The sequence below is a fragment of the Microcoleus sp. T2B6 genome, from assembly GCF_036700475.1.
Taxonomy (GTDB): domain Bacteria; phylum Cyanobacteriota; class Cyanobacteriia; order Cyanobacteriales; family Microcoleaceae; genus Microcoleus.
Map to the genome: position 1 here is coordinate 11,670 of NZ_JAUBOZ010000062.1, position 26,383 is coordinate 38,052.

At 43.0% G+C, this 26,383-nt stretch carries 26 protein-coding genes and 1 pseudogene; 17 read left to right on the forward strand and 10 right to left on the reverse strand.

Translation table 11 applies throughout. The features are described from left to right. The first annotated feature begins 7 nt into the window (after positions 1-7). Together QUA00_RS23545 and QUA00_RS23550 are read left to right on the forward strand one after the other, a co-directional pair. Positions 8-1,876, forward strand: a complete 1,869-nt coding sequence (locus QUA00_RS23545) for a 3-oxoacyl-[acyl-carrier-protein] synthase III C-terminal domain-containing protein (RefSeq protein WP_333411293.1) — start codon at positions 8-10, stop codon at positions 1,874-1,876. Then, positions 1,876-2,805, forward strand: a complete 930-nt coding sequence (locus tag QUA00_RS23550; RefSeq protein ID WP_333144421.1) for a DUF6999 family protein — start codon at positions 1,876-1,878, stop codon at positions 2,803-2,805. Before QUA00_RS23545 ends, QUA00_RS23550 begins: the two co-directional genes overlap by 1 nt. 259 nt (positions 2,806-3,064) lie before the next feature. Here QUA00_RS23550 and QUA00_RS23555 read toward each other — a convergent pair whose 3' ends face one another. Beyond that, positions 3,065-3,202, reverse strand: coding sequence for a hypothetical protein (locus QUA00_RS23555; protein ID WP_333144420.1), 138 nt, complete (start codon positions 3,200-3,202; stop codon positions 3,065-3,067). A 317-nt stretch (positions 3,203-3,519) separates the two neighbouring features. Here QUA00_RS23555 and msrA point away from each other — a divergent pair, with 317 nt between their 5' ends. From msrA to QUA00_RS23575, 4 genes are all read left to right on the forward strand, one after another. Beyond that, positions 3,520-4,173 carry a peptide-methionine (S)-S-oxide reductase MsrA gene (gene msrA, locus QUA00_RS23560; RefSeq protein WP_333411294.1) on the forward strand — a complete coding sequence of 218 codons (654 nt, stop codon included), beginning with the start codon at positions 3,520-3,522 and terminating at the stop codon, positions 4,171-4,173. A 132-nt stretch (positions 4,174-4,305) separates the two neighbouring features. After that, positions 4,306-4,629: a hypothetical protein gene (locus tag QUA00_RS23565; protein WP_333411295.1), complete on the forward strand. Its 324-nt coding sequence runs from the start codon at positions 4,306-4,308 to the stop codon at positions 4,627-4,629. Between the two features lie 121 nt (positions 4,630-4,750). Continuing rightward, positions 4,751-5,092 (forward strand): YtxH domain-containing protein, encoded by a 342-nt coding sequence (locus QUA00_RS23570; RefSeq protein ID WP_190663664.1) that lies wholly within the window; start codon positions 4,751-4,753, stop codon positions 5,090-5,092. 37 nt (positions 5,093-5,129) lie between these two features. Further along, on the forward strand, positions 5,130-5,708 hold the full coding sequence (locus QUA00_RS23575; protein WP_333411296.1) for a DUF948 domain-containing protein: 579 nt from the start codon (positions 5,130-5,132) through the stop codon (positions 5,706-5,708). Between the two features lie 14 nt (positions 5,709-5,722). Here the strand turns inward: QUA00_RS23575 and QUA00_RS23580 are convergent, their stop codons facing one another. Beyond that, entirely contained in the window at positions 5,723-6,559 is an 837-nt protein-coding gene (locus tag QUA00_RS23580; protein ID WP_333300870.1) for an Rpn family recombination-promoting nuclease/putative transposase, read from the reverse strand. Between the two features lie 159 nt (positions 6,560-6,718). Next, the gene (locus tag QUA00_RS23585) at positions 6,719-7,219 is read right to left on the reverse strand and encodes a DNA-binding response regulator (protein WP_333411297.1); all 501 of its coding nucleotides are present in this window, start codon (positions 7,217-7,219) and stop codon (positions 6,719-6,721) included. A gap of 414 nt (positions 7,220-7,633) precedes the next feature. Here QUA00_RS23585 and QUA00_RS23590 point away from each other — a divergent pair, with 414 nt between their 5' ends. From QUA00_RS23590 to QUA00_RS23600, 3 genes are all read left to right on the forward strand, one after another. Next, positions 7,634-9,304, forward strand: coding sequence for a hypothetical protein (locus QUA00_RS23590; protein ID WP_333411298.1), 1,671 nt, complete (start codon positions 7,634-7,636; stop codon positions 9,302-9,304). Between the two features lie 179 nt (positions 9,305-9,483). After that, positions 9,484-9,822, forward strand: coding sequence for a hypothetical protein (locus QUA00_RS23595; RefSeq protein WP_333282099.1), 339 nt, complete (start codon positions 9,484-9,486; stop codon positions 9,820-9,822). Beyond that, the gene (locus QUA00_RS23600; RefSeq protein ID WP_333144409.1) at positions 9,819-10,208 is read left to right on the forward strand and encodes a type II toxin-antitoxin system VapC family toxin; all 390 of its coding nucleotides are present in this window, start codon (positions 9,819-9,821) and stop codon (positions 10,206-10,208) included. The genes QUA00_RS23595 and QUA00_RS23600 overlap by 4 nt, the downstream gene beginning before the upstream one ends. Before the next feature lie 293 nt (positions 10,209-10,501). Here the strand turns inward: QUA00_RS23600 and QUA00_RS23605 are convergent, their stop codons facing one another. The 5 genes from QUA00_RS23605 to QUA00_RS23625 form a co-directional block, all read right to left on the reverse strand. Further along, positions 10,502-10,846, reverse strand: a complete 345-nt coding sequence (locus QUA00_RS23605; RefSeq protein ID WP_333260331.1) for a DUF5615 family PIN-like protein — start codon at positions 10,844-10,846, stop codon at positions 10,502-10,504. After that, positions 10,843-11,136 carry a DUF433 domain-containing protein gene (locus QUA00_RS23610; RefSeq protein ID WP_333411299.1) on the reverse strand — a complete coding sequence of 98 codons (294 nt, stop codon included), beginning with the start codon at positions 11,134-11,136 and terminating at the stop codon, positions 10,843-10,845. Before QUA00_RS23610 ends, QUA00_RS23605 begins: the two co-directional genes overlap by 4 nt. 78 nt (positions 11,137-11,214) lie before the next feature. Then, positions 11,215-11,388, reverse strand: a complete 174-nt coding sequence (locus QUA00_RS23615; protein ID WP_333218573.1) for a type II toxin-antitoxin system VapB family antitoxin — start codon at positions 11,386-11,388, stop codon at positions 11,215-11,217. A 381-nt stretch (positions 11,389-11,769) separates the two neighbouring features. Continuing rightward, positions 11,770-12,105: a DUF5615 family PIN-like protein gene (locus QUA00_RS23620; RefSeq protein ID WP_193971742.1), complete on the reverse strand. Its 336-nt coding sequence runs from the start codon at positions 12,103-12,105 to the stop codon at positions 11,770-11,772. Continuing rightward, positions 12,098-12,418, reverse strand: a complete 321-nt coding sequence (locus QUA00_RS23625) for a DUF433 domain-containing protein (RefSeq protein WP_333106278.1) — start codon at positions 12,416-12,418, stop codon at positions 12,098-12,100. The genes QUA00_RS23620 and QUA00_RS23625 overlap by 8 nt, the downstream gene beginning before the upstream one ends. A 189-nt stretch (positions 12,419-12,607) precedes the next feature. Between QUA00_RS23625 and QUA00_RS23630 the strand changes: the two genes are divergently transcribed. From QUA00_RS23630 to QUA00_RS23640, 3 genes are read left to right on the forward strand one after another with little or no spacing between them, the layout of a single operon-like run. Beyond that, positions 12,608-12,847 carry a DUF433 domain-containing protein gene (locus tag QUA00_RS23630; protein WP_333106277.1) on the forward strand — a complete coding sequence of 80 codons (240 nt, stop codon included), beginning with the start codon at positions 12,608-12,610 and terminating at the stop codon, positions 12,845-12,847. Positions 12,848-12,862: 15 nt separating this feature from the next. Next, complete coding sequence (locus tag QUA00_RS23635) at positions 12,863-13,156, forward strand: BrnT family toxin (protein WP_333411300.1); 294 nt, start codon at positions 12,863-12,865, stop codon at positions 13,154-13,156. After that, positions 13,143-13,439, forward strand: coding sequence for a hypothetical protein (locus QUA00_RS23640; RefSeq protein WP_333411301.1), 297 nt, complete (start codon positions 13,143-13,145; stop codon positions 13,437-13,439). The genes QUA00_RS23635 and QUA00_RS23640 overlap by 14 nt, the downstream gene beginning before the upstream one ends. Before the next feature lie 292 nt (positions 13,440-13,731). Here the strand turns inward: QUA00_RS23640 and QUA00_RS23645 are convergent, their stop codons facing one another. Both QUA00_RS23645 and argB read right to left on the reverse strand, forming a co-directional pair. Then, positions 13,732-13,974, reverse strand: coding sequence for a DUF4926 domain-containing protein (locus QUA00_RS23645; RefSeq protein WP_333411302.1), 243 nt, complete (start codon positions 13,972-13,974; stop codon positions 13,732-13,734). A gap of 180 nt (positions 13,975-14,154) precedes the next feature. Next, complete coding sequence (gene argB, locus QUA00_RS23650) at positions 14,155-15,066, reverse strand: acetylglutamate kinase (protein WP_333144401.1); 912 nt, start codon at positions 15,064-15,066, stop codon at positions 14,155-14,157. Between the two features lie 246 nt (positions 15,067-15,312). Here argB and QUA00_RS23655 point away from each other — a divergent pair, with 246 nt between their 5' ends. From QUA00_RS23655 to QUA00_RS23675, 5 genes and pseudogenes are all read left to right on the forward strand, one after another. Beyond that, positions 15,313-16,104, forward strand: a complete 792-nt coding sequence (locus tag QUA00_RS23655) for an HAD family hydrolase (RefSeq protein ID WP_333282081.1) — start codon at positions 15,313-15,315, stop codon at positions 16,102-16,104. 450 nt (positions 16,105-16,554) lie between these two features. Next, a complete protein-coding gene (locus QUA00_RS23660) occupies positions 16,555-17,517 on the forward strand; it encodes a sterol desaturase family protein (protein ID WP_333144399.1) in 963 nt (320 codons plus the stop codon). Between the two features lie 213 nt (positions 17,518-17,730). After that, complete coding sequence (locus QUA00_RS23665; RefSeq protein WP_333411303.1) at positions 17,731-24,078, forward strand: amino acid adenylation domain-containing protein; 6,348 nt, start codon at positions 17,731-17,733, stop codon at positions 24,076-24,078. A 36-nt stretch (positions 24,079-24,114) separates the two neighbouring features. Further along, complete coding sequence (locus tag QUA00_RS23670; protein ID WP_333144397.1) at positions 24,115-25,491, forward strand: MFS transporter; 1,377 nt, start codon at positions 24,115-24,117, stop codon at positions 25,489-25,491. A gap of 664 nt (positions 25,492-26,155) precedes the next feature. Further along, positions 26,156-26,284: pseudogene (locus tag QUA00_RS23675) on the forward strand (IS1 family transposase); the annotation flags it as partial. Positions 26,285-26,383 lie beyond the last annotated feature (99 nt).

Sequence of the window (26,383 nt, forward strand, 5' to 3'; positions counted from 1 at the left end):
TTACGCCATGTACAGTGCTTATATCAATCGGATTGGAAAATTTTTGCCGGGAGAACCGATTAATAATGATGAGATGGAAGAATATCTTGGCAAAATTGCCTCGCGCCCTTCGAGAGTCAGGCAGCGAATTCTCAACAGCAACGGGATTCAACAGCGCTACTACGCGATCGACAAACAGCAGCAAACACTATATTCTAACAGCCAAATGGCCGCGTTTGCCGTCCGTGACGCGATCGCCCAGGCAAATTTGGAACCAGGGGCGATCGACTTATTGGCCTGCGCTACTACTTTACCAGATTTATTAGTACCGGGATTTGCCAGCACAGTACATGGGGAACTTTCCGAATTATCTCCCCTAGAAATAGTGTCAACTCAAGGAGTTTGCTGTGCCGGAGTTAGTGCTTTAAATTACGCCGCCTCTCAAATCGAACTCGGCAAAAAACAAACCGCCATAGCCGTCGCTTCCGAATTTCCCTCGCGCCTCTTCAAAAACACCAAATTTGAAACAGAGACTTCTCTGCAAGCGGGAAAAACCCTGCCTTTCGATACAGAATTTCTCCGCTGGATGCTCTCCGACGGTGCCGGAGCATTGTTGCTCCAAAACCATCCCAGCGCAACAGGAATTAGTTTAAAAATAGAATGGATTGAACTCGTTTCTCACGCCAATGCTTATCCTGTTTGTATGTATTCAGGATTAGCCAACGAAACATCCACTAAAAGCTGGCTGGATTATTCTTCCTACCTCGATGCAGCCACAGCAGGAGCTTTTGACTTGCGGCAGAATATTCGCTTGCTGGAAAATGTAATGAAATTAGGCGTTGAAGGTTGGCTGCGGTTGATTAAAGCCGGGAGAGTTTGTCCGCAGGAAATCGACTGGCTGCTGTGCCACTATTCGTCTCACTTTTTCCGGGGGCAAATTGTGGAACTTCTGGAACAAGCAGGCTGCATGATTCCTGAAGAAAAATGGTTTACCAACTTATACACAAGGGGAAATACAGGCTGCGCCTCGATTTATTTAATGTTAGAGGAATTGTTCAATTCTGGCAAGTTGCAGCCTGGACAGAAAATCTTTTGTTTTGTCCCGGAAAGCGGGCGCTTTACCACGGCATATATGATGTTAACTGCTGTGGAAAATACCCATAAGCCTATGAGTTCTCAATTTTCTAACTTTCACGAGGTTCCGGAAGCTTCGCCTCTCGAAAGCGTTAAACCTGCACACCCCAACTCTCCGCAAGCTTATTTGTTGCGGGAGTTAGCATGGATTTGGCTGAAGTTCGAGCGCGAAATTCGTTCTGTTCCTATTGTCCGCAAATTGTACCGCGGAGAGTTTACAATAGAAGATTATCAAGCTTTGCTGTGCAATCTCCGGCCGCAAGTTGTAGAGGGATCTCGCTGGATTGCTCGCGCTGCTTCTAACATGAGTGACTTTCGCCTGCGATCGACTTTTATCGGCCATGCTCAAGACGAACACCGCGACTATCAAATGCTAGAACAAAATTATGTTTCTGTGGGCGGTGAATTGGCAAAAATTGTGGAATATGATAAGAATATTGGCAGCGAAGCACTATCAGCTTTTATCTTTCACCAAGCATCGCGGGACAATCCGGTTGATTTAATTGGCAGTATGTTTATTATCGAAGGTTTGGGCAATCAGTTGGCGGGAAAGTGGGCAAGACAAATTCAAGAAACTCTCGGTTTGCAATCAGAACAAGTATCGTTTTTAGCTTATCACGGATCGAATGACGAGTCGCATTTAGCCAAACTGGAAAATTTGATTAATGCCGAATGGATGACAGATGATATTGCCCGCCGCATTGTCAAAACCGCTCGCGTAACTGCTCGTTTATATTTGCTGCAATTGGAGGAAATTCGCTAATGCAAAAGCTGCAAAAACAAGATACTGAAAATCTCCCAGATGAGCGAAAAATCCCTTACGCTACCAAACCCTACAACCGCCGAGATCCGAATGTTTGGGATGTGCTATTTTGCGATCGATCTATTCCCGTCGATTTAGTGGCAAAAGCCTACATGATCCGGGATTTGCAAAACTGGACTCGCAGTTATTTGCTGATTCCGATCAAAGTAATTGCTAACTTGTTGCTGGCGGTAATTATGACAACAAAGCGCCTGTTGCCATTTCAATTCCGCGCTTACACTTTAATGCACAAATCGGCTGCATTTTTCCTAAATAACTTTGTCTCGCCCGAAGCTTGTTATTTAATTGTCCGACACATCTGCATCGGCTCCAACATTATCAACTTCTTGATTGACAACGGCCCCGACACCCAGATAGAAAAGTCAAAGCTTTATCCGCGTACTGTTAGCGATTTAGCTGAGAATGCGTTTCTCGAACACGACTTAATTCTCTATAACTTTGTCTGGGATTACAACCAAGCAATGCTGACAAATCCTAACTGGTTGCAAGTCGTCAAAAAACGGGGAATAAATTATGATAGTATTCAACCAGTAGAAGTGGTCATAGATTTTGAAAAACGCAGATGGCTAAATATTCTGGATTTAGAATCGGCGATCGAATTGTTTAAAGTCTTTTATTCTCTGTGTTTGACTAGCGACGAATTTGCGCGAGCAGTGATGTCGCTTCAGTTAGATGAAAACTTCGGACTGTACGTCAGCGAGATTACCGGAAATTGCGACTGGAATCATGTAATTGTTAACCGCCATCCGCTAGCGCCAAACAGTCCGTTTAATGCGGCACGCGACTTGTTTTTGCACGGGATAGTTTCGGAATATCTCTATCGGTATTTGGAACTGCAAAAAGAGATGAACTCAACTCCGATTAAATAACCCTAAATACCCGTAGGGGCGGGTTTTACCAATAATATTTAAGAAGCGCAAACAATCTAGATAAACCCGCCCCCACACAACGAATAATCTACATCAACCCTGTCTGTGTTCGCATCGAAAAAATGTACATTTGGATTGTTCGTCTTGGGAGGGCGGGTTTGTCAGATTATTCGTTTCCGACATAGATGGTTGGTAAAACCCGCCCCTACGCAATCTGAAATTATAGTTGATTTTTCAGGTAGAAAATTAATAGGAAAAGTCAAGCTGCTGCTAGCTGTGCTTGTTCTGCGGCTTGGGGCAAATTTTGACTTACGACAATCCACTTGCCTGTAAGTGGGTCGCGGTAAGTAATAAACGGATTAGATTTTAAAGGTTGACTGCAAGGTTTAGCGCCCATTTCTACACACTCCCAATAAATGGTATTGAATAACTACTACAACACCATACCTTTAATAATCGGATATTTTGCCTAAAATCCGCGTGATTTATACCTGAACAATAGGTGATATTTTAGGTAGGTTTTGGTGACATAGAACACTGCCTAATGTGATTTAAAACTGCGTTGGCAGTGAGCTGTATCACCAAAAACCTTCTGTAAAAAAAATCGGCCTTCTGGTTTTTAGCTTCTACCTTTAAGAGGGCCACTATTTTCAGTATACATCTGATATTATTAAGTAAGGTAAAGACGTTTATCAGAGATCCCCTCACAAACTTATGGTGCTATTTGGATTTGGCAAAAAGTCGAGCCTGCCCTCTCCCCAAGAAGCCTTGCCGGGGCGGGCAGAGTCGATGTCGGTACCGGCAACTCACTTTGTTAACGGCAATCCGCTCAAACCTCCCTTTCCAAACGGCATGGAGACTGCCTTGTTTGGCCTGGGCTGTTTTTGGGGAGCAGAACGCAAATTTTGGCAACAAAATGGAGTTTTTTCGACGGCTGTTGGCTACGCGGCGGGGATTACTCCGAATCCTACTTACAACGAAGTTTGCAGCGGGATGACGGGACACAATGAAGTAGTTCTGGTTGTGTTCGATCCGAAAGTAATTAGTTACGAAACGCTGCTCAAAGTTTTTTGGGAAAGTCACAATCCTACTCAAGGAATGCGTCAGGGCAATGATTCTGGTACTCAGTATCGATCGGGCATTTACGCATATTCAGCCAGCCAAAAGCAGTTAGCTGAAGCATCGCGCGATGCTTACCAGCAGGCTTTGACTCCGGCCGGTTACGGCAAGATTACTACTGAAATTATTGATGCTCCTGAGTTTTATTACGCAGAAAGCTATCATCAGCAGTATCTTGCTAAAAACCCGAACGGTTATTGCGGCTTGGGCGGTACTAAGGTTTGTTTACCTGCTATGTCTCAGGCTTAAAACTTTTACAAGGGGTAGTTTTTTGGGGCTGTTGCAATAGTCCGGCAGTCCGGCAGGGGTTTAAACCCCTGCCTCAAAGCTTAAGTCGTCTGAAGACGACTGAAAGGTTATTGAGATGGTCAAAGGGATTAGTTGAAAGCAGGTAAAATAATGCTGGCTGGTGTGGTAATTATCAATTTAATGATATCTCTGGTCTGTTTTTATATAGCTGCGAAGGTGGGGAAAATCAGGCGGACGATCGCACGTTTTGAAATGCGGATCGCAGCAATGGAACGCCGCAGCAGCAATGTCCTCAGTATGTCGCCGGATTTCCTTGGTAAAAGGCAGCAAGGTACCCGCCAACTACGACGACGTTATCAACAACTGGAATTGCAACTGCAACAGGTTCAGCAACTTTTGGGATTGCTGGGTTTGGGACGGATGCTTTGGTCCAGGCGCGATCGACGTTTGAGGTAAGCTATCCTAAAATTGCCGCCTGTGCTGACTCCCTAGGGTTTTCAACAATATTTCTACCTTTGTAAAGGGCTGCGATCGGGCAAACGCCCCTAAAATTGGTGTATGGAGAGAAGTTATAAAAATGTCAACTAAACGTTCAGGATTATTCATTGGCGGTTTGCTTGTGGGTTCTGCGATCGGGGCCGTGACTGGCTTGCTGATGGCACCGCGACCCGGCAAGGAGACGCGGCAGATATTGAAAAAATCGGCCGATGCTTTGCCGGAGTTGGCGGAGGATTTATCGACTAGCGTGCAGTTGCAGGCCGATCGACTTTCTGAAACTGCAATCCGAAATTGGGACGAAACTTTGATTAGACTCAAAGAGGCGATCGCTGCAGGTTTGGAAGCGACTCAGCGGGAACGCCAAACACTGTCGGAAGCTGAAGCTGAAGTGAGTCCCCCATCGCGCCCTCCCATCCGCTAAATGGCATGAAATTCTCAACCCCCAATCCCAGATTCAAGTGAGTGATCCCATATTTTGGCTAGGACTTTCGATTTTGCTAGTGGCAGTTAGCCTGACTGCTGTTTTAGTGACTTTAATACCTGCGGTGCAAGCGCTGGCCCGGGCGGCCCGCAGCGTGGAAAAGCTCGCTGACACGCTTTCTCGCGAATTTCCGCCCACTTTGGAGGCGATTCGGTTGACGGGGCTGGAAATTAGCGAGTTGACGGATGATGTCAGCGAGGGAGTACAAAGTGCGGGCGAGGTTGTCAAACAGGTCGATCGAAGTATTGGTAGCGCCAAAAAGCAGGCGCAAAATGTGCAGGTAACTACTCGCAGCCTGGTGACTGGGGTTAAGGCTGCTTGGAAAACTTTAACTCGCAAGCCACCGATTTCTGGGACAAATCGCCGATCGACAGATAGATTGTCGCCGAGTCAAAGAAGTGCGCTTTCGGTGAGGGATTCGGGTTTGGAGGACAGGTATTCTGGGGTTTACGGTGCCGGTGCGAGTAATGGGGAATCGCCCAGGTTGAGGAGTAGCGAGGGTTCTGGTTTGCCGGGGGATGCTGAAGAGTTTGAGGAAGTGTCGAAGGATTCTTGATAGTCGATCGCTTTTTACCTTGCTTGTTTCAACTTTTGAATTTCCTCCATACTCAATCCTGTTGTTTGAGCGATCGTTGCTTCATCTAATACATCCAGAAGTCCTTTGGCAATTTCGATCGCTTTTGCTTTCACAGCCTGCTTCACAGCTTTAATAGTAGCATTCCGCTGGTCTTGTATGTAAATTTCCTGATGTTCTAAATCTTCCAACTCTTCGCGCGTTAAATCGGCGCGATTCGCAACTTCAAAAGCTTTCTGAATTGCCTGGACTTCTCCCATTTGTTCCGGTACAACTTCTAAACTTTTGGCATTTTTCAGAAAATATATCCACTTATCGGTTAGAGTTTCTAATTCTTCTAATTTTTTGCCGAATTTCGGTAATTCAACAAACACTAACTCGATATCGTAAATTAGATAGTCAACCAGATAATCTCTTTCTTTGAGGACAAAGCGGGAAATTACTTTGTCGAGATTGGGAAACATTTCAAAGTCAGTAATAGTTAAGGCAATTACCGGATTGAGTAGGGTGTAATCTACTCCTGTGTCTAGTTGAATCGAATAAGCTTTAGCAGCATTGTACAAGATCCGCTTTTCAAAGCCTTCTACATTCAATACCTGCATTTCGATAATGACTGTTTGCTCGTTATTCAGCTTGGCTCGGATATCTAAGTAAGTATCTTTAACTCCTCTAATTTTGGGGGGTTGATAGGGATTGAGGATTTCTAAAGATTCGATCGCAGAATTGCCTTGGTAGAGGATGGCGTTGAGAAAACTGATGAGGATTTCTTTGTTTTGTTCGTCGCCGAAGATTTTTTTAAAGGCAAAATCTGTTTTGGGATTGATAAATCTCATTTTTTAAACCTCCAATTTGAAGCGCTCGCACTCGATTAAGATTATAGCATTTATGCTCTTTGGTTGAGGGTATGATTAGATCGCAAAGCTTTTCAGTAAGATTGGTGGTTGAGGGGCGAGATCCCTTCAGTTAGATTAGTTATAGGGGCGATCGCCCATCTAATCCTCTTTATCCAAATCTTCTTTTTTCGGAGTTTCTGAAGTTGAGGGGAATTCTAGTCGAATGTTAATATCAATTGATACTGTACTTTCTTTAAAACCTATATTAACTATTTTTACTAATGCTTCTGTAGGTACAGAATTATTTATTTTAAATTCAGGAGAAGACTGAGTTTTATATCCGGCTTCCTGTAGCCGATCGCAAATATTGCGCCAATTTCCTACAGGTTCGTTAGGTACATCTGCGAGTTTTTTAACATATTGGTATAAAGTTTTACATAAATAAACCTCTGCACTTTTGGAACTCTGAAACAGTTGGCGGGCGATTTCGGCGGGACTGCAACCGGAAAGCAATCCTCGGAGGTAGAGTTTTTCTGTTTCTGTTAGTCCCCTGCGCGATCGAGGTGAGATTTGCCGTTTAGCTTCTGCAAAAGCTTGGTACAGCCTTTCTAAATCCCAGTGTTTGGCGGCTTCGGCAAATAAGTCTTCTTTTGATGCCATTGTCGGGTGTGGTGAGATGTGGCTAACGATAGCATAACCGAAATTGCTAGCGTTTGTTAGTTGCTTGGTAGCGGTAGCTAGTGTAGTATTATACTAAGACTAAAGAGATAAGTGTAAATACTTAGATTAACGGGGAGGCGCGATCGCTTCAACTAACGTCAAAGCTAGTATTTGCAAAAGTCAGACAACGTTAAGTAAAGTTTTGTAACAAAAAAGCAGTATTTTGCATAAAACTTGCGGACTCAGCCTGATAGATAAATAGAGCTTGAGAAGTACCGCTACTGTTGCGGTTCATCGGGGCTAAGGGTTCATGAGGGCGATCGGCCGATCGGCTTTTACAACAACAGTTTATTTAATCCAAGCAAACACAGGGCAAGTCTATGTACTTGTCTCTAATCAACACGAGGGAATAACGTGTCTAATTTTTTCACGCCTGAATTCAATAACGAAAGTGCGATCGCTCCTTGGAATGCCAGCCTAGAACCGACTAAGGCTATTATCCCGCAGCTAGATGCTAACCGCGTCCTAACGGGCGGTGTCGGTGAGGAAGTTAATCTCCCGACTTTAATGCCTGAAGCCTATGACAATATGATCTTGCCTGATGCTGCGCTAACGCGGATGGCTAATGGGGCGATCGCGGACTCCAACAGCAGTTTACCGGATAGCTCTGTCGATTTGCTAACAGGTCAGGCGATGTCAGAGGTTTATGGGGATTTGAGTAAGTTTGCGGCCCAGCCAGATTTCGCAGCTAAGCTGAATGTGCCTTTTGGGGAAAACTGGGATGCTGCGGCTGCGAAAGCTTTAGCTGAAGAATGGTTTCAGGGAGATTTTAGCGATATTCCGCCGGTGAAGGTTGTCTCGTCTGCTGAGATTGATGGGGCGAATGGGGCTTTTGCAGCAGCGACGGATACGATTTATGTATCGAAGGAATTTTTGGCGGGGAATGCGGCGAATCCGGCGGCGGTTGCGGATGTGTTGCTGGAAGAAATCGGACACTCTGTTGATGCGCGGTTGAATCTTACGGATTCACTGGGGGATGAGGGGGCGATTTTTGCGGCGGTTGTTCAGGGGAAAACTTTTGATGCGAGGGATTTGGCAAGTTTAAAAGCTGAGGATGATAGTGCAACGATTCACTTAAATGGTAAAGAAATTCAGGTAGAAAAAGCATCCCTTCCAGACCCAGGATTGAGAACAGTTGCTCATATACAGGATCTTGGTGACAGAACCTTTTCAGAAGGTGCTGTTGCCGGTACTACAGGTCAGTCAAGGCGTTTAGAGGGGTTTCAGATAAATCTTGATTCTCCAATTCCCGGCTTAAGCATGGAGTACATGGCTCATGTTCAAGATACCGGTGATACATCTTGGGTGAGAGAAGGACAGTATGTTGGTACAAAAGGTCAATCTCGACGGATCGAGGGATTTGCCATCCGTCTCACTGGTTCGCAAGCATCTAAATATGATGTATTTTATCAGGCTCATGTAGAGGGAATAGGTAACACTCCCAGAGTCGGAAATGGTCAATTTTCTGGTACTCGTGGCCAGTCTAAACGAGTCGAGGCTATTTATGTTTGGGTACAGCCTAAACCTCAGCCTGGTAATCCAGATATCGATATCCAACTTTCTTATCCCAGAGGAGGATTTACTCAATCACAAATAAACCAGATGGAAAAAGCTGCCCAAAATTGGGAGAGGATAATAACTAAAGATAAGGACTCTAGTGGAGTTCTAAAGATTTCAGTTGTAAAGAGTCCAACTGCTAGTTCAGGCTGGTTCGCCGACTCCTATAGGGACTCTGCTCGGAATTATCGAACTAACTTTTCTGGGTCAGACGTTGACATAAACGGAGTTGATTATCAGAATAATATTCGGCTTAACCCCAGTCGATTTTCCGAGATTGTCAATAATAATTCGCTAGTTCGACTAGCAATGCATGAAATTGGTCATACTCTAGGTCTTGACCATGAATCTGTGGTCAGCCTAATGAATCACGATTTCTTTAACGCCAAAATGACCGACAGTATGTACAATACTCTGACTGCTCAGGGTTATAGTATCGATCGCAATGTACCGATTAACTGGTCTTGATTAGTTTTTTATAAGGTAGGTTTAGCGATCGCCCTTTTCTCCCAAATAACCAAAAGGGCGATCGCCCTTTTTTCCCAAAGTGCGATCGCCCTATAATTTCAGCATGGCAACAACTGTCAAATTCAACAGAGCGATCGGTATAATTAAAAAATCAACATCAAATACAGTCAATTAATGCCATGATTGCTAATTTGCCCATCAAGCTGCCTCACTTACCCAACAGCTTGCCCAGCGAAGGTTCTGTCCGCATTGAGTTGGTCAACGGACTCTTAATATTTAGCGCTTCTATTCAAACCCAGGAACGAATTCAAACTTTAACAGCTCAACAACAAGCATCAAATCTCACTCCCGAAGAACAAACAGAATTGGATGGATATCGAGAATTCATTAGCTATCTAAATTTGGTAAATGAAACCATGAAAAATACTTTTCTATATCCTTTGCGAGGCACTGTCAGTGGCTATAATGAGCCGTTTGAACCTGCGGTTTCCTTGGAAGATTGGGAAGTGTTACAATGATTGTACTAGATACTCATATATGGGTTTGGTGGGTTGACGATAACACACGACTGACTCAGAAACATCGGGACTGGATACAACAATATCAATCTCAAGGTTTAGGAATCAGCATCATTTCTTGTTGGGAGGTTGCTAAATTAGTAGAAATGGGAAGACTTACTTTGTCCGTTACAGTTGATGAGTGGTTAAAACAAGCTTTGGCTTATCCCGGAGTGCAGCTACTCGAACTCACCATTCCCATCATTGTCGAGTCAACTAAACTCACAGGTTTTCACCGCGATCCAGCAGATCAAATCATTGTGGCAACGGCGAGGATTTGTGGGTGTCCCTTACTAACTGCTGATGCAAAAATTCTGGCATATCCTGATGTACAGACTCTTCAGTGACCTGTAAAAAATGCCTTAAGACGAATCTTTAGGTTGCGTTAGTCAGTTTGCCGGCATCTACGAAGACTCGTCAAAGCTCGATCGCGATTTGGAAGTTTTGATTGCAGCGGGCATCCCGCGTCATTTATTTAAAATACTGACTGACAACGATGACATCGATTTGAAGCCTGTAACGCAATACCTCAAAGCAGTCTGATAATGTCTTGAGTGTAGCGCAATTGTTCTTTTTCCGAAAGTACGATCGCGCTTTTTATCCCAAAGTGCGATCGCTAATCTTTCAAGAGACGCTCAATTTACACATATAAAAGCTGATTGGCGATTTCATCAGCCGTTAACGTATTTAACAGAATAGCAACCCGTTGGACAATTTCATAGGCGTTCTTTTGAGGAGTCACAATAATCCCAGAATGTTCCCGTCCTTCTGTCATATATTCTAGGTGTAATCGCTCAAAATCCACGCGATTATGAGTCAGCAAACATCGATCGACAGATGCAGCATAAGCCAATTGTTGGGTATCAAATTGACTCAACATTCCCTGTTCGCTCGTTGTCGTCACATCAAAACCCCTAGCCCGAAGCAAAGTAGCTACCAGCCTAGAAACATCTTCATCTGTATGAATAGTTGCAAATAGTTTCACGGTTTTTTCATTGCAGCTTTAACAGCAGGATGAATCAATTCTTCAGGAATTCGATTCTGCTCAATATAAGTATTTATTTCTTCTTGGTTATCCAAATAAAAGCTCAGTGCGTCAAAAATTTGAGCTAATTTCAGATGAGGTAAGTGCATCGGGATTTCTTCAGGAGTGATACCCAAGCGCCACAATTCCACGATCGCACGAACCGAAGTTCTCGTTCCTGCGATAATTGGTTCCCCTTGCAAGATTTCAGGGTGACGTGCGACATAACGCGAAGCAGATTGTGTAGTCATGATAGATTAACCGGACACATCGATCTTGATTATAACTTACCCTAAAACTCGGTTTTGTTGATGACACTGTAACATCACCTAATTTTCATTATCGTAGTCAATAGTACCAAACAATTCCATTACTTTTAGTTGTTTGCGACGTTGAATGTACTCGCGTAAAGCTGCTTCGATTAATGTAGTAGGTGTTGGATGGTTACTCAAATCAAGGGCTTCTTGAAGGAGAGTTTTGTCAATTTCGAGCGTAGTTACCATATATTTTCCTCGTGCAAGTAGGGTATCACGTAATTGCCACCGAACAATGCTGTAATTTTAGTGTAGCACTGAAACTCTATCAATGGGCGATCGCTTTTTGCATTGAGTTCACGGGAGAATGAAAAGCCTGTTTAGCTTGCGTAAGTCAGGCAAGTCTTTATGAGGACTCGTCAAAGCTCGATCGCGATTTGGAAGTTTTGATTGCAGCCGGCATCCCCCGTCATTTATTTAAAATACTGACTGACAACGATGACATCGATTTGAAGCCTGTAACGCAATACCTCAAAGCAGTCTGATAATGTCTTGGGGGTAGCGCAATTGTTGCTTTTTTAAAGTGCGATCGTCCTTATTGTCCGAAAGTGCGATCGGCTTACAATGATGTCAAATATATTCAATCCTCCCGATCATTTCTTCAGGCGCATACACTTCATAAATTAAAATCAAACTACGGATAATCTCGCCCACAGAACGAGAATTAGGAGGACAATAGACAATCCCCGGATAATCTGTGGTATCGCTTGCCATAATTAAAAAATCGTCATCGTGAGTTACTATCACGCGCTGCTGTTCCCGAATAAATGCCAGGTGTGACTCATCGCTTTTAGTACGCAATCCTGCATCAACTGTTGTTGTAACATCTATCCCGTAACGACGCAAACCGCGCGCAATGTTAGAGTCAATATGTTCGTCTAAATGAAAACGAATTTGCTCACTCACCTCTAATTGCCCTCAATTTTTCTTGTAACGGAGATGGTGGACTATTGCGCTTTAATTCTTCCACAATAGCTCGACTTTCAGCCGTGCGACGATCAATTTCTTCTCGATGATCGTAATAGTAGGTCATTGCAGCATGAACTGAGGCAAGTGGTAAGTCATACTTGCCGGCGATTTCTTCTACAGAAATTCCCATTTTCAGATACATTTCGGCGATGTGTGCTACAGCAATTCGATGGCCCGCAATGCGTGGCTTACCACCAAGTACGCCAGGTGTAATTTCGATATGTTCTGTGATGACTGATTCCTTAGACATCTTAGTTAAAGGCTCTTAATCAGTAATGTTTAACCTCTTTCATATTAACACCAACAAATTCAGCACGCTCGCCTTTTCCTCTTTCTCATCCATCGGTTCTGCGATCGCCCCTCTCTTATCCCCAATCTCCAATGGCGATCGCCATCCCTAAGTTAAAATATAACTTATCAGATTCAGAAAGGACAAGTTATGCCCGTAAACTGGAGAGAACATATCGTTAGTACCCCCGACGTACTGCGAGGTAAACCAAGAATCAAAGCCACTAGAATTCCCGTTACTCTGATTTTAGGTTATTTAGCATCAAATAATACTGTCGAACAAATTATCGACGAGTTTCCCGATCTACTCAAAGAACAGATAGATGCTTGTCTTGATTATGCTCGCGATTTGTCAGATTTTGAAAAAGTGCGATCGCTCTTATTTAAATAATGTTAATATCAAAGCATGGATAGTGTGTACAGACTCCAAGGCGTTGAGTTTGAATGGGACACACACAAATTCCAGATTAACCTAGAAAAGCATGGCGTTAGCTTTGAAGAAGCCGCAGAAGTTTTCTTCGATCCCTTCTATCAGGAGGGAGATGCAACGGCTAATGACGAACAGCGTAACTTTATCCTGGGTTACTCCCGCACTCAACGCCTATTACTGGTTGTTTATGTAGAACGCAGCTTGCGAATACGCATCATTTCTTCCCGTCCTGCTACCCGCACTGAAAGGAAATTATATGAACAATTCTGAAGAAGAAATAAAATTGCAATTGCGACCTCGTACAGCGGAAATAGTCTCGCTAAACATTCCAATAGATACTTTAGCATCACTTGAGAAAATAGCGGCTAATCGAGATATGTCTGTAGAAGCATTGCTTAAGTTTTATATAGGGCAAGGCTTACGGGAAGACTTAGCTAAAGTCTTTTCAGAACGCTTGCTGGACAAAACTGCTCAAGTTTTGGCTAGACACCTTGAGTCAGCCGAAGAAATATCAACTATTATTCGAGAAATTCAAGCTGAAGCTGCACGTTAAATGACAATAAGGTTCAGTTAAAACTATTTATTCCTCGGAGATCCCCCTAAATCCCCCTTAAGAAGGGGAGTAGGGGTTGACTTTGAATAAGTTCTTGTCCCACCCCCTACTCCCCTTAGTAGGGGCGGTGCTACCCCTACTCCCCGTGCCCGCCCTAGGCTAGGGGGGATCGAGCTTAACTGAACCGTATTGCGTTAAATGAGGGCGCGATTTAAGTACCAAACTAAAAGGCGATCGCCCTTTTTTCCCAAAGTGCGATCGCCCTTATCTAACTTCTCTTCTCCTCACATTACTAAGCAACTGCAAGTTCATATTGCAGAACTAAAATTTCATCAGCTTTCAACATAGCCATAGCATATTCACTTCCTTGACTATCAGCAAACTCCACTAAATACTGACATTCCTTTTCCGTATCATACACTTCAATAATAGTTCCCACAAGTCCAACTGGCAAACTAGAAATAGATGCGTATTCGGGTTCCACTAGCGCTAATCGCGTATTTGAAATCGGCTTGAGAATCGCAACAGAATCCAAAACTCTAAAGTGTTTGATCATAGTTTAACAAAAGCTGAAATCCAACAACGGTTAGAATTAGTTGAAGTAATTCCCCAGAAGTACCTTCTCAAGGTTTTTAGGGGCAGGTTTAGTTAGGATATACGCAATCGCAGCGAGTTTACCCATTTCACGCACCCGCCCCACGCTAGGATATAGGCCTTACTTAGGCCTTAAGTTCGCGCTGCTAAACTCAGAAGCCACAATCATCGACCCAATCCCCGCATCCGTAAATATTTCTTGCAGCAAAGCGTGAGGAATTCGACCGTCAATAATGTGAGCACCCTTCACACCCTGAGCCAAACTCCGCACACAACAATTAACTTTCGGAATCATCCCCCCAGACACGACTCCCGACTCAACCAACTGTCTAGCTTCCTGAATATCTAACTTAGCAATCAGACTATCCGGCTTGTGATAATCCTCCAAAATTCCCGCCGTATCAGTCATCAAAATCAACTTTTCTGCTCCCAAACCAGCCGCAATTTCCCCAGCCACTGTGTCAGCATTAATGTTGTAAGATTGACCTTTTTCATCCGCTGCCACGCTCGACACCACCGGAATATAGCCGCTGTTCACCAAAGACTCCAAAATCTGGATTTTCACGCCGCTGACTTCACCAACAAATCCAATTCCTTCCCGGCCATCTGGACGAGCTTGAATCAGATTGGCATCTTTGCCACACAATCCCACTGCTTTGCCGCCAGCTTGGTTGATTAACGAAACAATTTCCTTATTTACTTTACCCACCAAAACCATTTCTACAACTTCCATTGTCGCCGCATCAGTCACCCGCAAACCATCCTTAAATTGCGGCTCAATTCCCAATTTTTCGAGCCAAATATTAATTTCCGGGCCGCCACCGTGAACCACAACCGGACGCATCCCCACGCAAGCTAGCAGCACAATATCCCGAACCACCTTGTCTTTGAGATTGCTATCTTTCATCGCCGCACCGCCATATTTGACCACAATGGTGCGACCGGCAAAGTGTTGAATGTAAGGCAGTGCTTCGGACAGCACCTCTACTCGATTAGTGTCCGAATTCCTAACAAAATCGCTTTGTTTGAGCATGGGTAAATTACAGAAGACTAAAAACTTAATTCTAAACTTTAATGGCTAAAGCATATATCAACAGCCACAAAAATCACTTTTTCCCTTGAATTTATCCACGCGCAGGCTCGATCGCCTTTATCGAACCCCATCCTCAAAAAAATCATAGGTTTTTTTAATAAAAGCATTATAATTTATGTATTATAACTTATACATTTTTTGCTAGAGTCAAGAAATGTATAACTCCCTAGATTTACTTAACGTTTTATGTTAACTGCTGTCGCGCAAGACTCCGAAAACCTTCAGTACAAGCTACCATCAGAGGCTGAGTCGTCCCCCCGGATGACGGTATTTTGCGATTTAGACGGGCCCATAGTCGATGTGTCCGATCGCTACTATGCCACATATCAACAGGGATTGGCCGATACTCAAGCAGCTTATCTCGATCGGGGAATCAACCTCAACCTTCAAATCCTCAGCAAACAGCAGTTTTGGCAGATGAAGCAAAACCGCGTGCCCGATGCTGAAATAGCCAAAAGTTCCGGCTTGTCGGGAGAAGAAATTAACGCTTTTCTAGGATGCGTGAGTCGGATTGTCAATCAGCCAGACTTGTTGCACTTAGATCGCATCCAGCCGGGAGTGCAATGGGCGATCGGACTTCTGCACTCCCGCGGCGTGCGGCTGATTTTAGTCACCCTGCGGCCGAGAAATCAAGCCGTTCAACTGTTACAAAATTACGGTTTAGCCAGACTGTTTACCAGCATTCGCGGCAGTCAGATGGCGGATGCCGCCTATCACAACTATACAGCCTTAAAAACTGAATTGTTGGCTGAAGTTGCAGAAGAATTTGAGTCATCGCTGGGTTCGGCTTGGATGATCGGAGATACAGAAGCAGACATCCTCGCGGGCAAAGCATTGGGAATACCTACAATTGCCGTTACCTGCGGAATTCGCAGCCGCTATCAACTGCAAAAGCACCAGCCTAATTTCATTCTCAGCGACTTGATTATTGCCGTTCATCACTTATTAGGTTCGGGCCAACAAGTAATAGTAGAATGACAATATTCCCGCTCACAACAATTAAAGGTTTTGACAAAATCTTGACAGTTACAGGTAAAGTAATATATGATTCTCTCAAATGTGTTGATGCTCATCTACACACCTAGCCCAAACCTTGAAAACCCCATAATTCCGTTGAGGTGTGTAGATGCAATATGTAGTAAGCTTTTCAGGGTGCAAAATTGATATTTTTGAGACGAGAAACCTCGATAGCGTCCCTTGCCTGTGTCCCCTTGGGACGAGGGCGTAGCGGAACGTCATAGACCAATAAGACCGTCCGGCGTTGCTGATTAACGGTATGAACCAACTTTTTGCTTAAAGTTACAAAACCCACCCTACTTGGCTTGTGGCAATTCCGAACTCTTCAATTCATACCTGTATTAAGCAACGCCCACTTTTTAAGTAAGTACATACATTGTCTCTAAGTCAAATTTTGGCAACACAGCAAAAATGAAGGAAATATTCAACAGTCTTTTGTATCCATTTCAAATACCATTTCTGGCATCATCTCGAATTTATTGGTTGTATGTGCTTTCAAGTGTTTTACTGGCGACAATACTATATATATTTGGTTCAGCAAATCGGGACAAACAGAAAAATTTACTAGAATACCTTTTACCTAAAGAAGTTTATTTACATCCCTCATCTATTACTCAATACAAATATTTTTTTTGTATTTCCTTGTTCGAGATATTTTTCGTAGTGCCAACAACACTATTTGTAGCAAATGTTGCCGATATAACTTGCCAAATTTTGATCCAAATTACGGGCATCACCACACCTTTTGTCGTCACGATTCCCCAATTATGGCAGCATATCATATTCAGCATTTTTTTAGCATTATTAGGTGACTTTGCTAATTTTTTCTACCATTATCTGGCTCATAAAATTCCTATTTTGTGGGAATTCCATAAAGTACATCATTCAGCCGAAGTCATCACACCATTGACGGTATATCGCATTCATCCATTCGAGCTGTTTTTAGGTACAATAACGATTGTTACAATCACTAATTTCGGAGCGGGCATCTGGATGTACTTATTTGGGAACGCGATGAAAGAGCTATTAGTTTATGGAGTCAGCTTTGAGATTTTTATCTTTTATTTAGCAGGATATAACTTGCGTCATTCTCATATCTGGTTAGCTTATCCTCAGTGGCTCAGTCATATTTTCATCAGTCCAGCACAACACCAAATTCATCATAGTGTAGACCCCAAACATTATGATAAAAACTTTAGTTATATTTTCGCATTTTGGGACTTGATGTTTTGCAGTTTATACGTGCCAAGCAACTATGAAAAATTGAGCTTTGGTTTAGCCAATGGAGAATCAAATTTGTTTAATAGTGTCACCAATATATTTTTACAGCCTTTGAGAGCAATTAGGCAGGGAATCAGCAAAAAGTCAGTCTGATGTAAATGCCTTTTAACTCACTGTTGATATTTTCCCATCTGGCATTTACTTAATTGAGAACAGCTATAGGTGGTTAAGTATAATAGTAATGGATTCGCGCTACTAAAAAATAGTTATTGCCGTCATTTTATAGCAGTTAATATGAACAAAGAACCCTTAGATTCACGCCATCAGACCACTGTCTTTAATCAAGATTCACATCTAACAACAGAAATGAAATATTCTCAAAACAAGTGTATTCATCAGGTATTTGCAGACCAGGTAGAAAAAACACCTAATGCAGTAGCAGTCGTATTTAAAAACCAGCAATTGACCTACAGAGAATTGAATGCAAAAGCTAATCAATTGGCACATCACTTGCAAGTGATGGGGGTAAGATCAGAGGTATTGGTGGGTCTATGCGTAGAGCGCTCTATTGAAGTAATTATAGGAATTCTCGGTATCCTTAAAGCGGGTGGAGCTTACGTTCCTTTAGACCCTGCTTATCCCCAAGAACGTCTGGCATTTATGTTAGAGGATACTAACTTAAAAGTGGTTTTAACTAAGACAGAGTGGATAGAGATACTACCTGTTATTACCGCTTCAGTGATTTGTCTTGATGCAGACTGGCAGAAAATTGAGCAACAAAGCCAAGAGAATCCAGTGTGTGATGTGACACCAGAAAATCTCGCTTACTTAATATATACTTCTGGCTCTACTGGCAAGCCAAAAGGAGTACAAATGCCCCACGCCAGTGTTGGATATTATTTGCAAGCGATCGCTAAAATATTACCAGTTAATAGCAATGATGTTTATCTCCACACAGCTTCTTTCTCTTTTACTGCCTCAGTCAGACAATTATTCTTGCCTTTATCCCAAGGTGCTACAAGTATCATTGCCACCCGTGAACAAACTAGAACTCCCCTGAGCCTATTTGAATTAATCCAAACACAGGGTGTCACTATCTCTGATGGTGTACCTTCCGTGTGGCGTTATGGACTGATGGCTTTAGAAAGCTTAGATATAAAATATACTGAAGCATTAAGCGAATCAAAATTAAGATTAATAGTATTTGGTGGCGAATTACTACCCTATCAATTAATTAAAAAGTTACGCAACCTCTTTAAAACACCACCCCGCTTTTTTAATGTTTTAGGTCAAACAGAAACTATTGGACATGGTTTTTATCCCATTCCAGAGGACTGCAACCTGGAAGAGGGATATGTCCCAGTCGGTCATCCTCTGGAAAACATTCAGCAGGTTTATGTACTCAATTCCCATCTTGAACCAGTAAAAACTAATGAATCTGGTGAAGTATATGTTGCAGGTTCTACCTTAGCTCGTGGCTATCTTCACCGGACTCAAGCCAATGCAGAAAATTTTATCTCTAATCCCTTTAATCCACAACAGCGACTTTTTAAAACTGGTGATGTAGCTCGCTACTCAAGCGACGGTACTTTAGAAATTCTTGGTCGTATCGACCTGCAGGTAAATATCCGGGGGATGCGAGTTGAACTGGAAGAAATCGAATCAGTATTGAAATTTCATCCTAATATCCGGGAAGGTATAGTCACTGTAAGAGAAGATATCCCAGGAGACCAGCGCCTAGTAGCCTATATTGTAGCTAACAATCAAGCCTTTAATTGGGGAGAAATCCGCAGTTTTTTAGAGCAAAAACTACCAGATTATATGGTTCCTAATGCCTTTGTGCTGATGGAGAAACTGTCAGTATTACCCAACGGCAAATTAGACCGCAACAGTTTACCTGCACCAAATATATCTGCTGAGATTCGTAACTTTGTTGCACCCCGTACCCCAAAAGAACAAGTTATAGCTAACATTTGGGCGGAAGTTTTACGACTGGAAAAAGTAGGTATTTATGATAATTTTTTGGAATTGGGAGGACATTCCCTGCTTGCCAGTTTAGTTATATCTAGATTGCGCGAAGCCTTATCTGTGGAATTATCGGTCAGCGTTTTATTTGAATCGCTTACTGTAGCCAGTTTAAGCGAACATATTGAAGCTTCCTATTATCACAACCAGCAAAATCAAACCTTACCAATATTAGAGTCACTTGACCGTTCTGTTGAATTACCTTTATCTTTGATTCAGCAGCGATTTTGGTTTCTCGACCAAATGGAAGGGGCAAATGCTGCCTATAATATTGCCAGAGCGTTGCGTTTAGTTGGTCGGCTGAATTTAACAGCACTCCAACAAGGTATAGAGTCAATTATTCAACGCCATGAAACCCTGCGTACTTCCTTTGGCATGGTAGATGAAAAACCAGTGCAATTTATTGCTGCAACTCTACCATTTACTTTACCATTAGTGGACTTACAAGAATTACCAGAAGTTGAGCGACTGACTGAATTACAAAGATTAATTACCGCAGAATATACAAAACCTTTTGATTTAAGCACTGCACCTTTATTAAGAGTCAAACTCATTTGCATAGAGTCAGAGTCCCATGTGTTGCTGGTGACAATGCACCATATTATCTCTGATGCTTGGTCAGTGGGAATTTTCTTTAAAGAATTGTCTAATTTTTATGCCGCTTCTCCCTTACCAGATTTGCCGATTCAATATGCAGATTACGCTTACTGGCAACGTCAGTGGCAGCAAAATGATATTATCACCACCCAGCTAAACTACTGGAAACAACAATTAGCAGATGCTCCACCTGTAATAAAACTACCAACAGACCGACCGCGTTCTGCTATCCAGACATTTCGTAGCAGCATCGAGAGGTTTAAGTTGGGTTATGACCTGACTAGCAAGCTGAAAACCCTAAGTCAGAAGTCAGGTGCTTCGCTATTTATGACTCTCCAAGCGGCTTTTGCGACGTTGCTTTATCGCTACACTGGTCAGGAAGATATTGTCATCGGCTCTCCTATTACTAACCGCAACCGTCCAGCCCTTGAGTCATTAATTGGTTTTTTTGTCAACACTCTGGTTTTACGCACCGGCTTAGAGAACAACCCCACATTTAGAGAACTTCTAGCTCAGGTGCGACAGGTTGCGCTCAATGCTTACTCTCACCAAGATGTACCTTTCGATCGACTGGTTGAATTTCTGCAACCACAACGTCTCCTCAGCCACAGTCCGCTATTCCAGGTGATGTTCGTATTGCAAAACTCCCCAGTGGAAAAACTGGAATTGCCCGGTTTGAGTGTAACGCAGATCGAATTAGACAGACCGACCGCAGGTGCGACTTTTGATTTAACCCTGTCGATGCAGGAAATAGACTCAGAACTCAGGGGGGCATTTGAATATAATGCCAACTTGTTTGATGCTGGCACCATTGCACGGATGGCAGAGCATTTTCAAACCTTGGTAGAGGCGATCGCTACCAATCCAGACGAGTGCGTGGGGCAATTACCATTACTAACAGCAGCAGAACAGCATGAATTACTAATTGAATGGAATCAGACCCAAACTAATTATCCTCATCAATGTATCCATCAATTATTTGAGGAGCAAGTAGAAAAAACGCCTAATGCGGTAGCGGTAGGATTCAAAAATCAACAACTCACCTATCGGGAGTTAAATCATCGAGCCAATCAACTGGCACATTATTTGCAAAAGCTGGGTGTGGGTGAAGAAACTTTGGTGGGAATTTGTTTAGAGCGATCGCCTAATACAATCGTAGCCATGCTAGGGATTCTCAAAGCTGGTGGTGCTTATTTACCTCTAGATCCCACCTATCCCAGCGAGCGCTTGGCGTTTATGCTCCAAGATGCACAAGCCTTTTTACTGTTGACAGAACAGCAGCTATGGGGACAACTGACCACTGTTGAGCAGATTTGTATAGATAGCGACTGGTCTGTAATTTGCCAAGAGAGCCAGCAGAACTTAAAGTGTAATACCACCGCCGATAATTTGGCTTATGTCATATACACATCAGGGTCAACAGGTCAACCTAAAGGTGTGATGGTTCCTCATCGCGGGGTGGTGCGATTAATACGAAATACGGACTATATAGATTTACAACCAAAAGATGTCATCGCCCAAGCTTCTAATACCTCCTTTGACGCTGCTACCTTTGAAATTTGGGGAGCATTACTCAATGGTGCAAAAGTAGCGATGTTGGAAAGAGAAACAGTCCTCTCACCGCGAGATTTTGCCAGCAGCTTACAAACTCAGGGAGTTACAACCCTATTTATCACTACGGCACTGTTTAACCAAATGATTCAAGAAGTGCCGTTAGCATTTGCATCCCTACGCTACTTATTATTTGGTGGTGAAGCTGTTGACACCCGGCGGGTGCGACAGTTGTTAGCAGCAGGTGCGCCCCAAAAGTTGTTACACGTTTACGGTCCTACCGAGAATACAACTTTTTCCACCTGGTATCATATCCAGCACATAGAACCAAAAGCAGAAACAGTTCCTATTGGTCGAGCGATCGCCAATACCCAAAGCTATATTCTCGATCGCTATTTGCAACCTGTACCTATTGGTGTATCAGGAGAACTTTACCTTGGTGGTGCAGGTTTAGCCAGAGGGTATTTCAATCGTCCAGACTTAACATCTGAGCGATTTATTGCTAACCCTTTTGTGGAAGATGAGCGACTTTATAAAACTGGAGACTTGGCACGCTTTTTACCAGATGGAAATGTTGAATTTATGGGACGCATTGATCACCAAGTTAAAATTCGCGGGTTTCGCATTGAACCAGGAGAAATTGAAACGGCACTGAGCCAACATCCCCAAGTTCAGCAAGCGGTGGTAATTGTCCGGGAAGACGATCCAGGAAATAAATATTTAATGGCTTATATTGTGAGTGAAACAGAAACATTGACCAGTAGTAAATTGCGTCAGTTTCTGAAAGAACACCTGCCTGAATATATGATACCAGCGGCTTTTGTGACGCTCAAAGCCTTACCCCTGACTCCTAATGGTAAAGTGGAGCGGCAAACTCTGCCAAAGCCAGAGACAACAAATTCAGAACTAGAAGCCGCTTTTGTCGCACCTCGTAATTGGCTTGAAGAACAATTAGCCGAAATCTGGTGTACAGTGTTACATCGTCAGCAGGTAGGCATCCATGATAACTTCTTTGAATTGGGGGGACACTCTCTCCTGATAACATCTGTAATATCTCGCATTCGAGAAAGTTTTGCGATCGAACTTCCTCTGCGCTCTCTATTTGAAGCACCTACTATAGCTGCACTTAGTCAAGTGATAACTGCTCATCAGCTTGAGGTACAGGAGCAGAGTGCAAGTGGTATGACATCGAACACCTTACCACCTCTTCTCCCTCAAGTACGAGATACATATATACCACTATCTTTTGCACAAGAGCCTATATTGTATTTACAACAATTAGCTCCTGAAAGTTTCGCCTACAACAGCTTTTTTGTTTTACGTTTCACTGGCTCCCTCTCTGCAAGCGTGTTGGAGTCTAGCTTCAATGAGATTATTCGCCGTCATGAAATATTACGTACTACCTTTACTGTGGTAGAAGGTCAACCCGTACAAATCATTACCCCGTCCCTAACCATACCGTTGAAGATCGTAGACTTACAAAACCTACCTCACAGAGAGCGAACATCTGAAGCCGAAAAACTTGCTGCTCTGGAATATCAGCACCATTTTAATCTAGCTGCGGGTCCTCTGATCAAAACAACCTTGCTGCGATTAGCTCAACAGGAGCATTGGTTGACACTAAATATGCACCATATCATCACTGATGGGTGGTCATTTGGACTCTTGTTGGAGGAGTTAGGAATACTCTATAAAGCTTTTGCCAACGGTTTACCTTCACCCCTACCCGAATTACCTGTTCAGTACGCAGATTTTACCCTCTGGCACAGGAAATACTTTAATGAAAAGGTAATAGAACAGCAACTTGTTTATTGGCTGCAAAAACTGACTAATCCTTCACTAGCATCTGATGTGGTGTCAAGCAATCAACCACAGCTTTGTAACAGTAGAAGCGCATCTATTTATTCTGTAGTTCTGCCAGCCAGTCTTGTGGCATCAATCGAAACCCTCAGCCGTTCTCAAGGAGTCACCATCTTTGTCATCATTCTGACTGCTCTGAAGATACTTTTGTTCAAGTACACTGGTAAAAATGACATTTTAGTCATGGCAACAGTTGGTAATCGTAGCACAGTAGAAACCGAAAAAATGCTCGGTTGCTTTATCAACGACGTAATTTTGCGATCGCATATCTCATCTGAGCAAACGGGACTTGCTCTTTTTGAGCAGGTGAAAGAAACTTTCACAGAAGCAATCAACAATAGAGAAATTTCTGATCGAAAAGTCATTAATGCTATCACTAGCAAACAACCACTTAACCTCTCAGCAGCCGTGACCATGCTACCCGCACAAAATTGGCATGACTGGATGTTAGATGTAGACTTTGTATCAATTAAGCGCGATCACCGCTTGTGGTCTCAGGAAAATGCTCTAGAAATTTATGTTTCTTCACCTTCTGTAAATAACCCAACCATTGAAATTAAAGTCTTGTACAGCACAGAGCTATTTACAAATGAAACCATTGAGTTTCTGTTTAGCAATTACCAGGAAATTCTAGAGAAGCTTGTCCAACATCCAACCAGCCCGGTTTCTGAATTTGCATAATTTGAGGGCAAACCTTTCTTTTATCCTCCGGTATCTATGATTCAAAGCATGAGTGTTTTTATCTTGATCTGGATTGGTCAGGTGCTATCTCTGGTTGGCTCTCGCATGACCAGTTTTGCTCTGAGTATTTGGATTTATCAGCATACTAACTCAAACACCCAGTTCACTCTCCTGATTCTATCAACGACCTTACCTGCGATTATTATCTCCCCCATTGCTGGAGTGTTTGTCGATCGCTGGAGTCGTCGCTGGATCATGATTATTAGTGACTTCTGCGCTGGTCTGTGTACCTTAACCATTGCCTGGTTATTTATGAATGGCAACCTAGAAGCCTGGAGTCTGTGCCTAATTAGTGCTATTAGCTCCGGCTTCAGTGCCTTTCAGTCCCTCGCCTATTCTTCAGCCACTACATTACTGGTGTCTAAAGAACAACTTGGTCGTGCTAGTTCGATGACGCAGATTAGGTTGGCTATTGCGGAAATTCTCTCGCCAGTGCTGGCAACTGCACTGCTGGCAACTGTCCAAATTCCGGGAGTTATTATCATTGATCTGACAACTTTGTGCTTTGCCCTGGTTTGTTTGCTACTGGTTAAGTTCCCTGAAGTTCAGACCAAAGAAGCTAATGAAGAAGTAGGGTTATTCTCTTCATTCTGGAAAGAAGTGTCTTTTGGATGGAATTATTTAATTGAGCGACCTGGACTGATTGGGTTAGTCATATTTATTGCTATCAGTAACTTCCTCATCGGTTTCGATGAAGCTCTAACTACACCTCTGGTACTTTCGTTCACTTCCGTTCAAAGTCTGGGGACAATCTCTTCTATTGCTAGCTCTGGGATGTTAGTCGGTAGTTTTATTATGAGTTTGTGGGGAGGACTACAGCGCCAGATAAATATCATATTTATCTCGATGCTTTTTTTTGGTTTATTCTATGTGTTAGCTGGCTTGCGTCCTAGTCCGATTCTGTTTACTATCTCTAATTTCTTTATATTTTTTATACTCCCAATCGTTAATGGTGCAATCCAAGTCATCTTCCAAAAGAAAGTTGCTCCAGAGGTACAGGGAAGGGTCTTTGCATTCCGTACCACGATGACTCAGGGTTTTCTGCCGCTTTCTTATCTGATATCAGGGCCACTAGCCGACCAAGTTTTTGAACCGTTGATGGCTGCTGATGGGTTGGGAGCAGCTAGCATTGGGCAAATTATTGGTGTTGGGCATGGTCGCGGTATTGGTTTGATGTATGTCATCATGGGTATATTTAGCATCTTTGTCACCTTCATTGCCTACTTTTATCCCCGTCTGCGTCTGCTGGAAGATGAGTTACCGGATATAAATCCTTTCTCGGATCAACTTGACTTTTCACAAGATATCGATGAATGCCTAAGCCAGAAAGTTACCCATCCTAACTCCCTATGATATGCAGGGTGGTTTCATACAGCATCTGACTAAGATTTATTACCTCTCTAGTTTCTCACATTTGGTTTGGGATTGCTATATTTTCGTTTCCATTTACAAGCAATCTCAAATCCTGCTACTAGCCTAGTTTTCTGACCCTCACTCCTTGAAAATATAACGAAGTTCCTGGTACTATTTGGGTAACAAACACCAGTATAAGGAGATGGCTCTTTTCTGCCAGATGAGGGCGATCGTCAAAAGATTGATACAGCCCCATTGAGTCCGCTCTATCGAAACTGATAGGGTTTGTCCCACAGAGCAATAAGTTGTTAACCAATAAGTGATTAAGGGAAACCAAAGAGCGTACGATCGTTAATTGAGGTATTTCCAAAAATCTCTGCAATTTGCGACGCCGACTTTCAGTTGTAATTGGATAGGGAAATAAGGAGTGCGAGCCGTTCTAATCTCACTTGTTTCTCGGATTGTATCAAAGAGAGCAAGATTGTGAGTAGAATAAATTGGGTCTGGGTCAGTTGTTTTTGTAAGTGGGTCTGATAAAATGTTGGTAACATATTTTTTGAGATAGGCTAGCGTGTAACAACACAGGCTGCCTATCTTTTTTTACCACAAATCAGCCCACCCTTTATCCACTCTTGGTTTCAGGCGGGTTGTCACCCCCCCAGGGCTTAGACACTACCTTGCTCGACTGCATCGCCAGACACTGTGCTATTCCAAATCAGAATAACTACTGAGACACTCAATTAGATTGTTACTACATTATCTGAAATTCTGGGATGTTCCGGTTCCTCAATAATTCATACCGCTATTCAGCAACGCCAACTTTACTTCTCGCATTCGTCAATCTCTCAACTCAAAAGACATCTTTAGCACCTCCGTAGAAGAGATTCTAAAT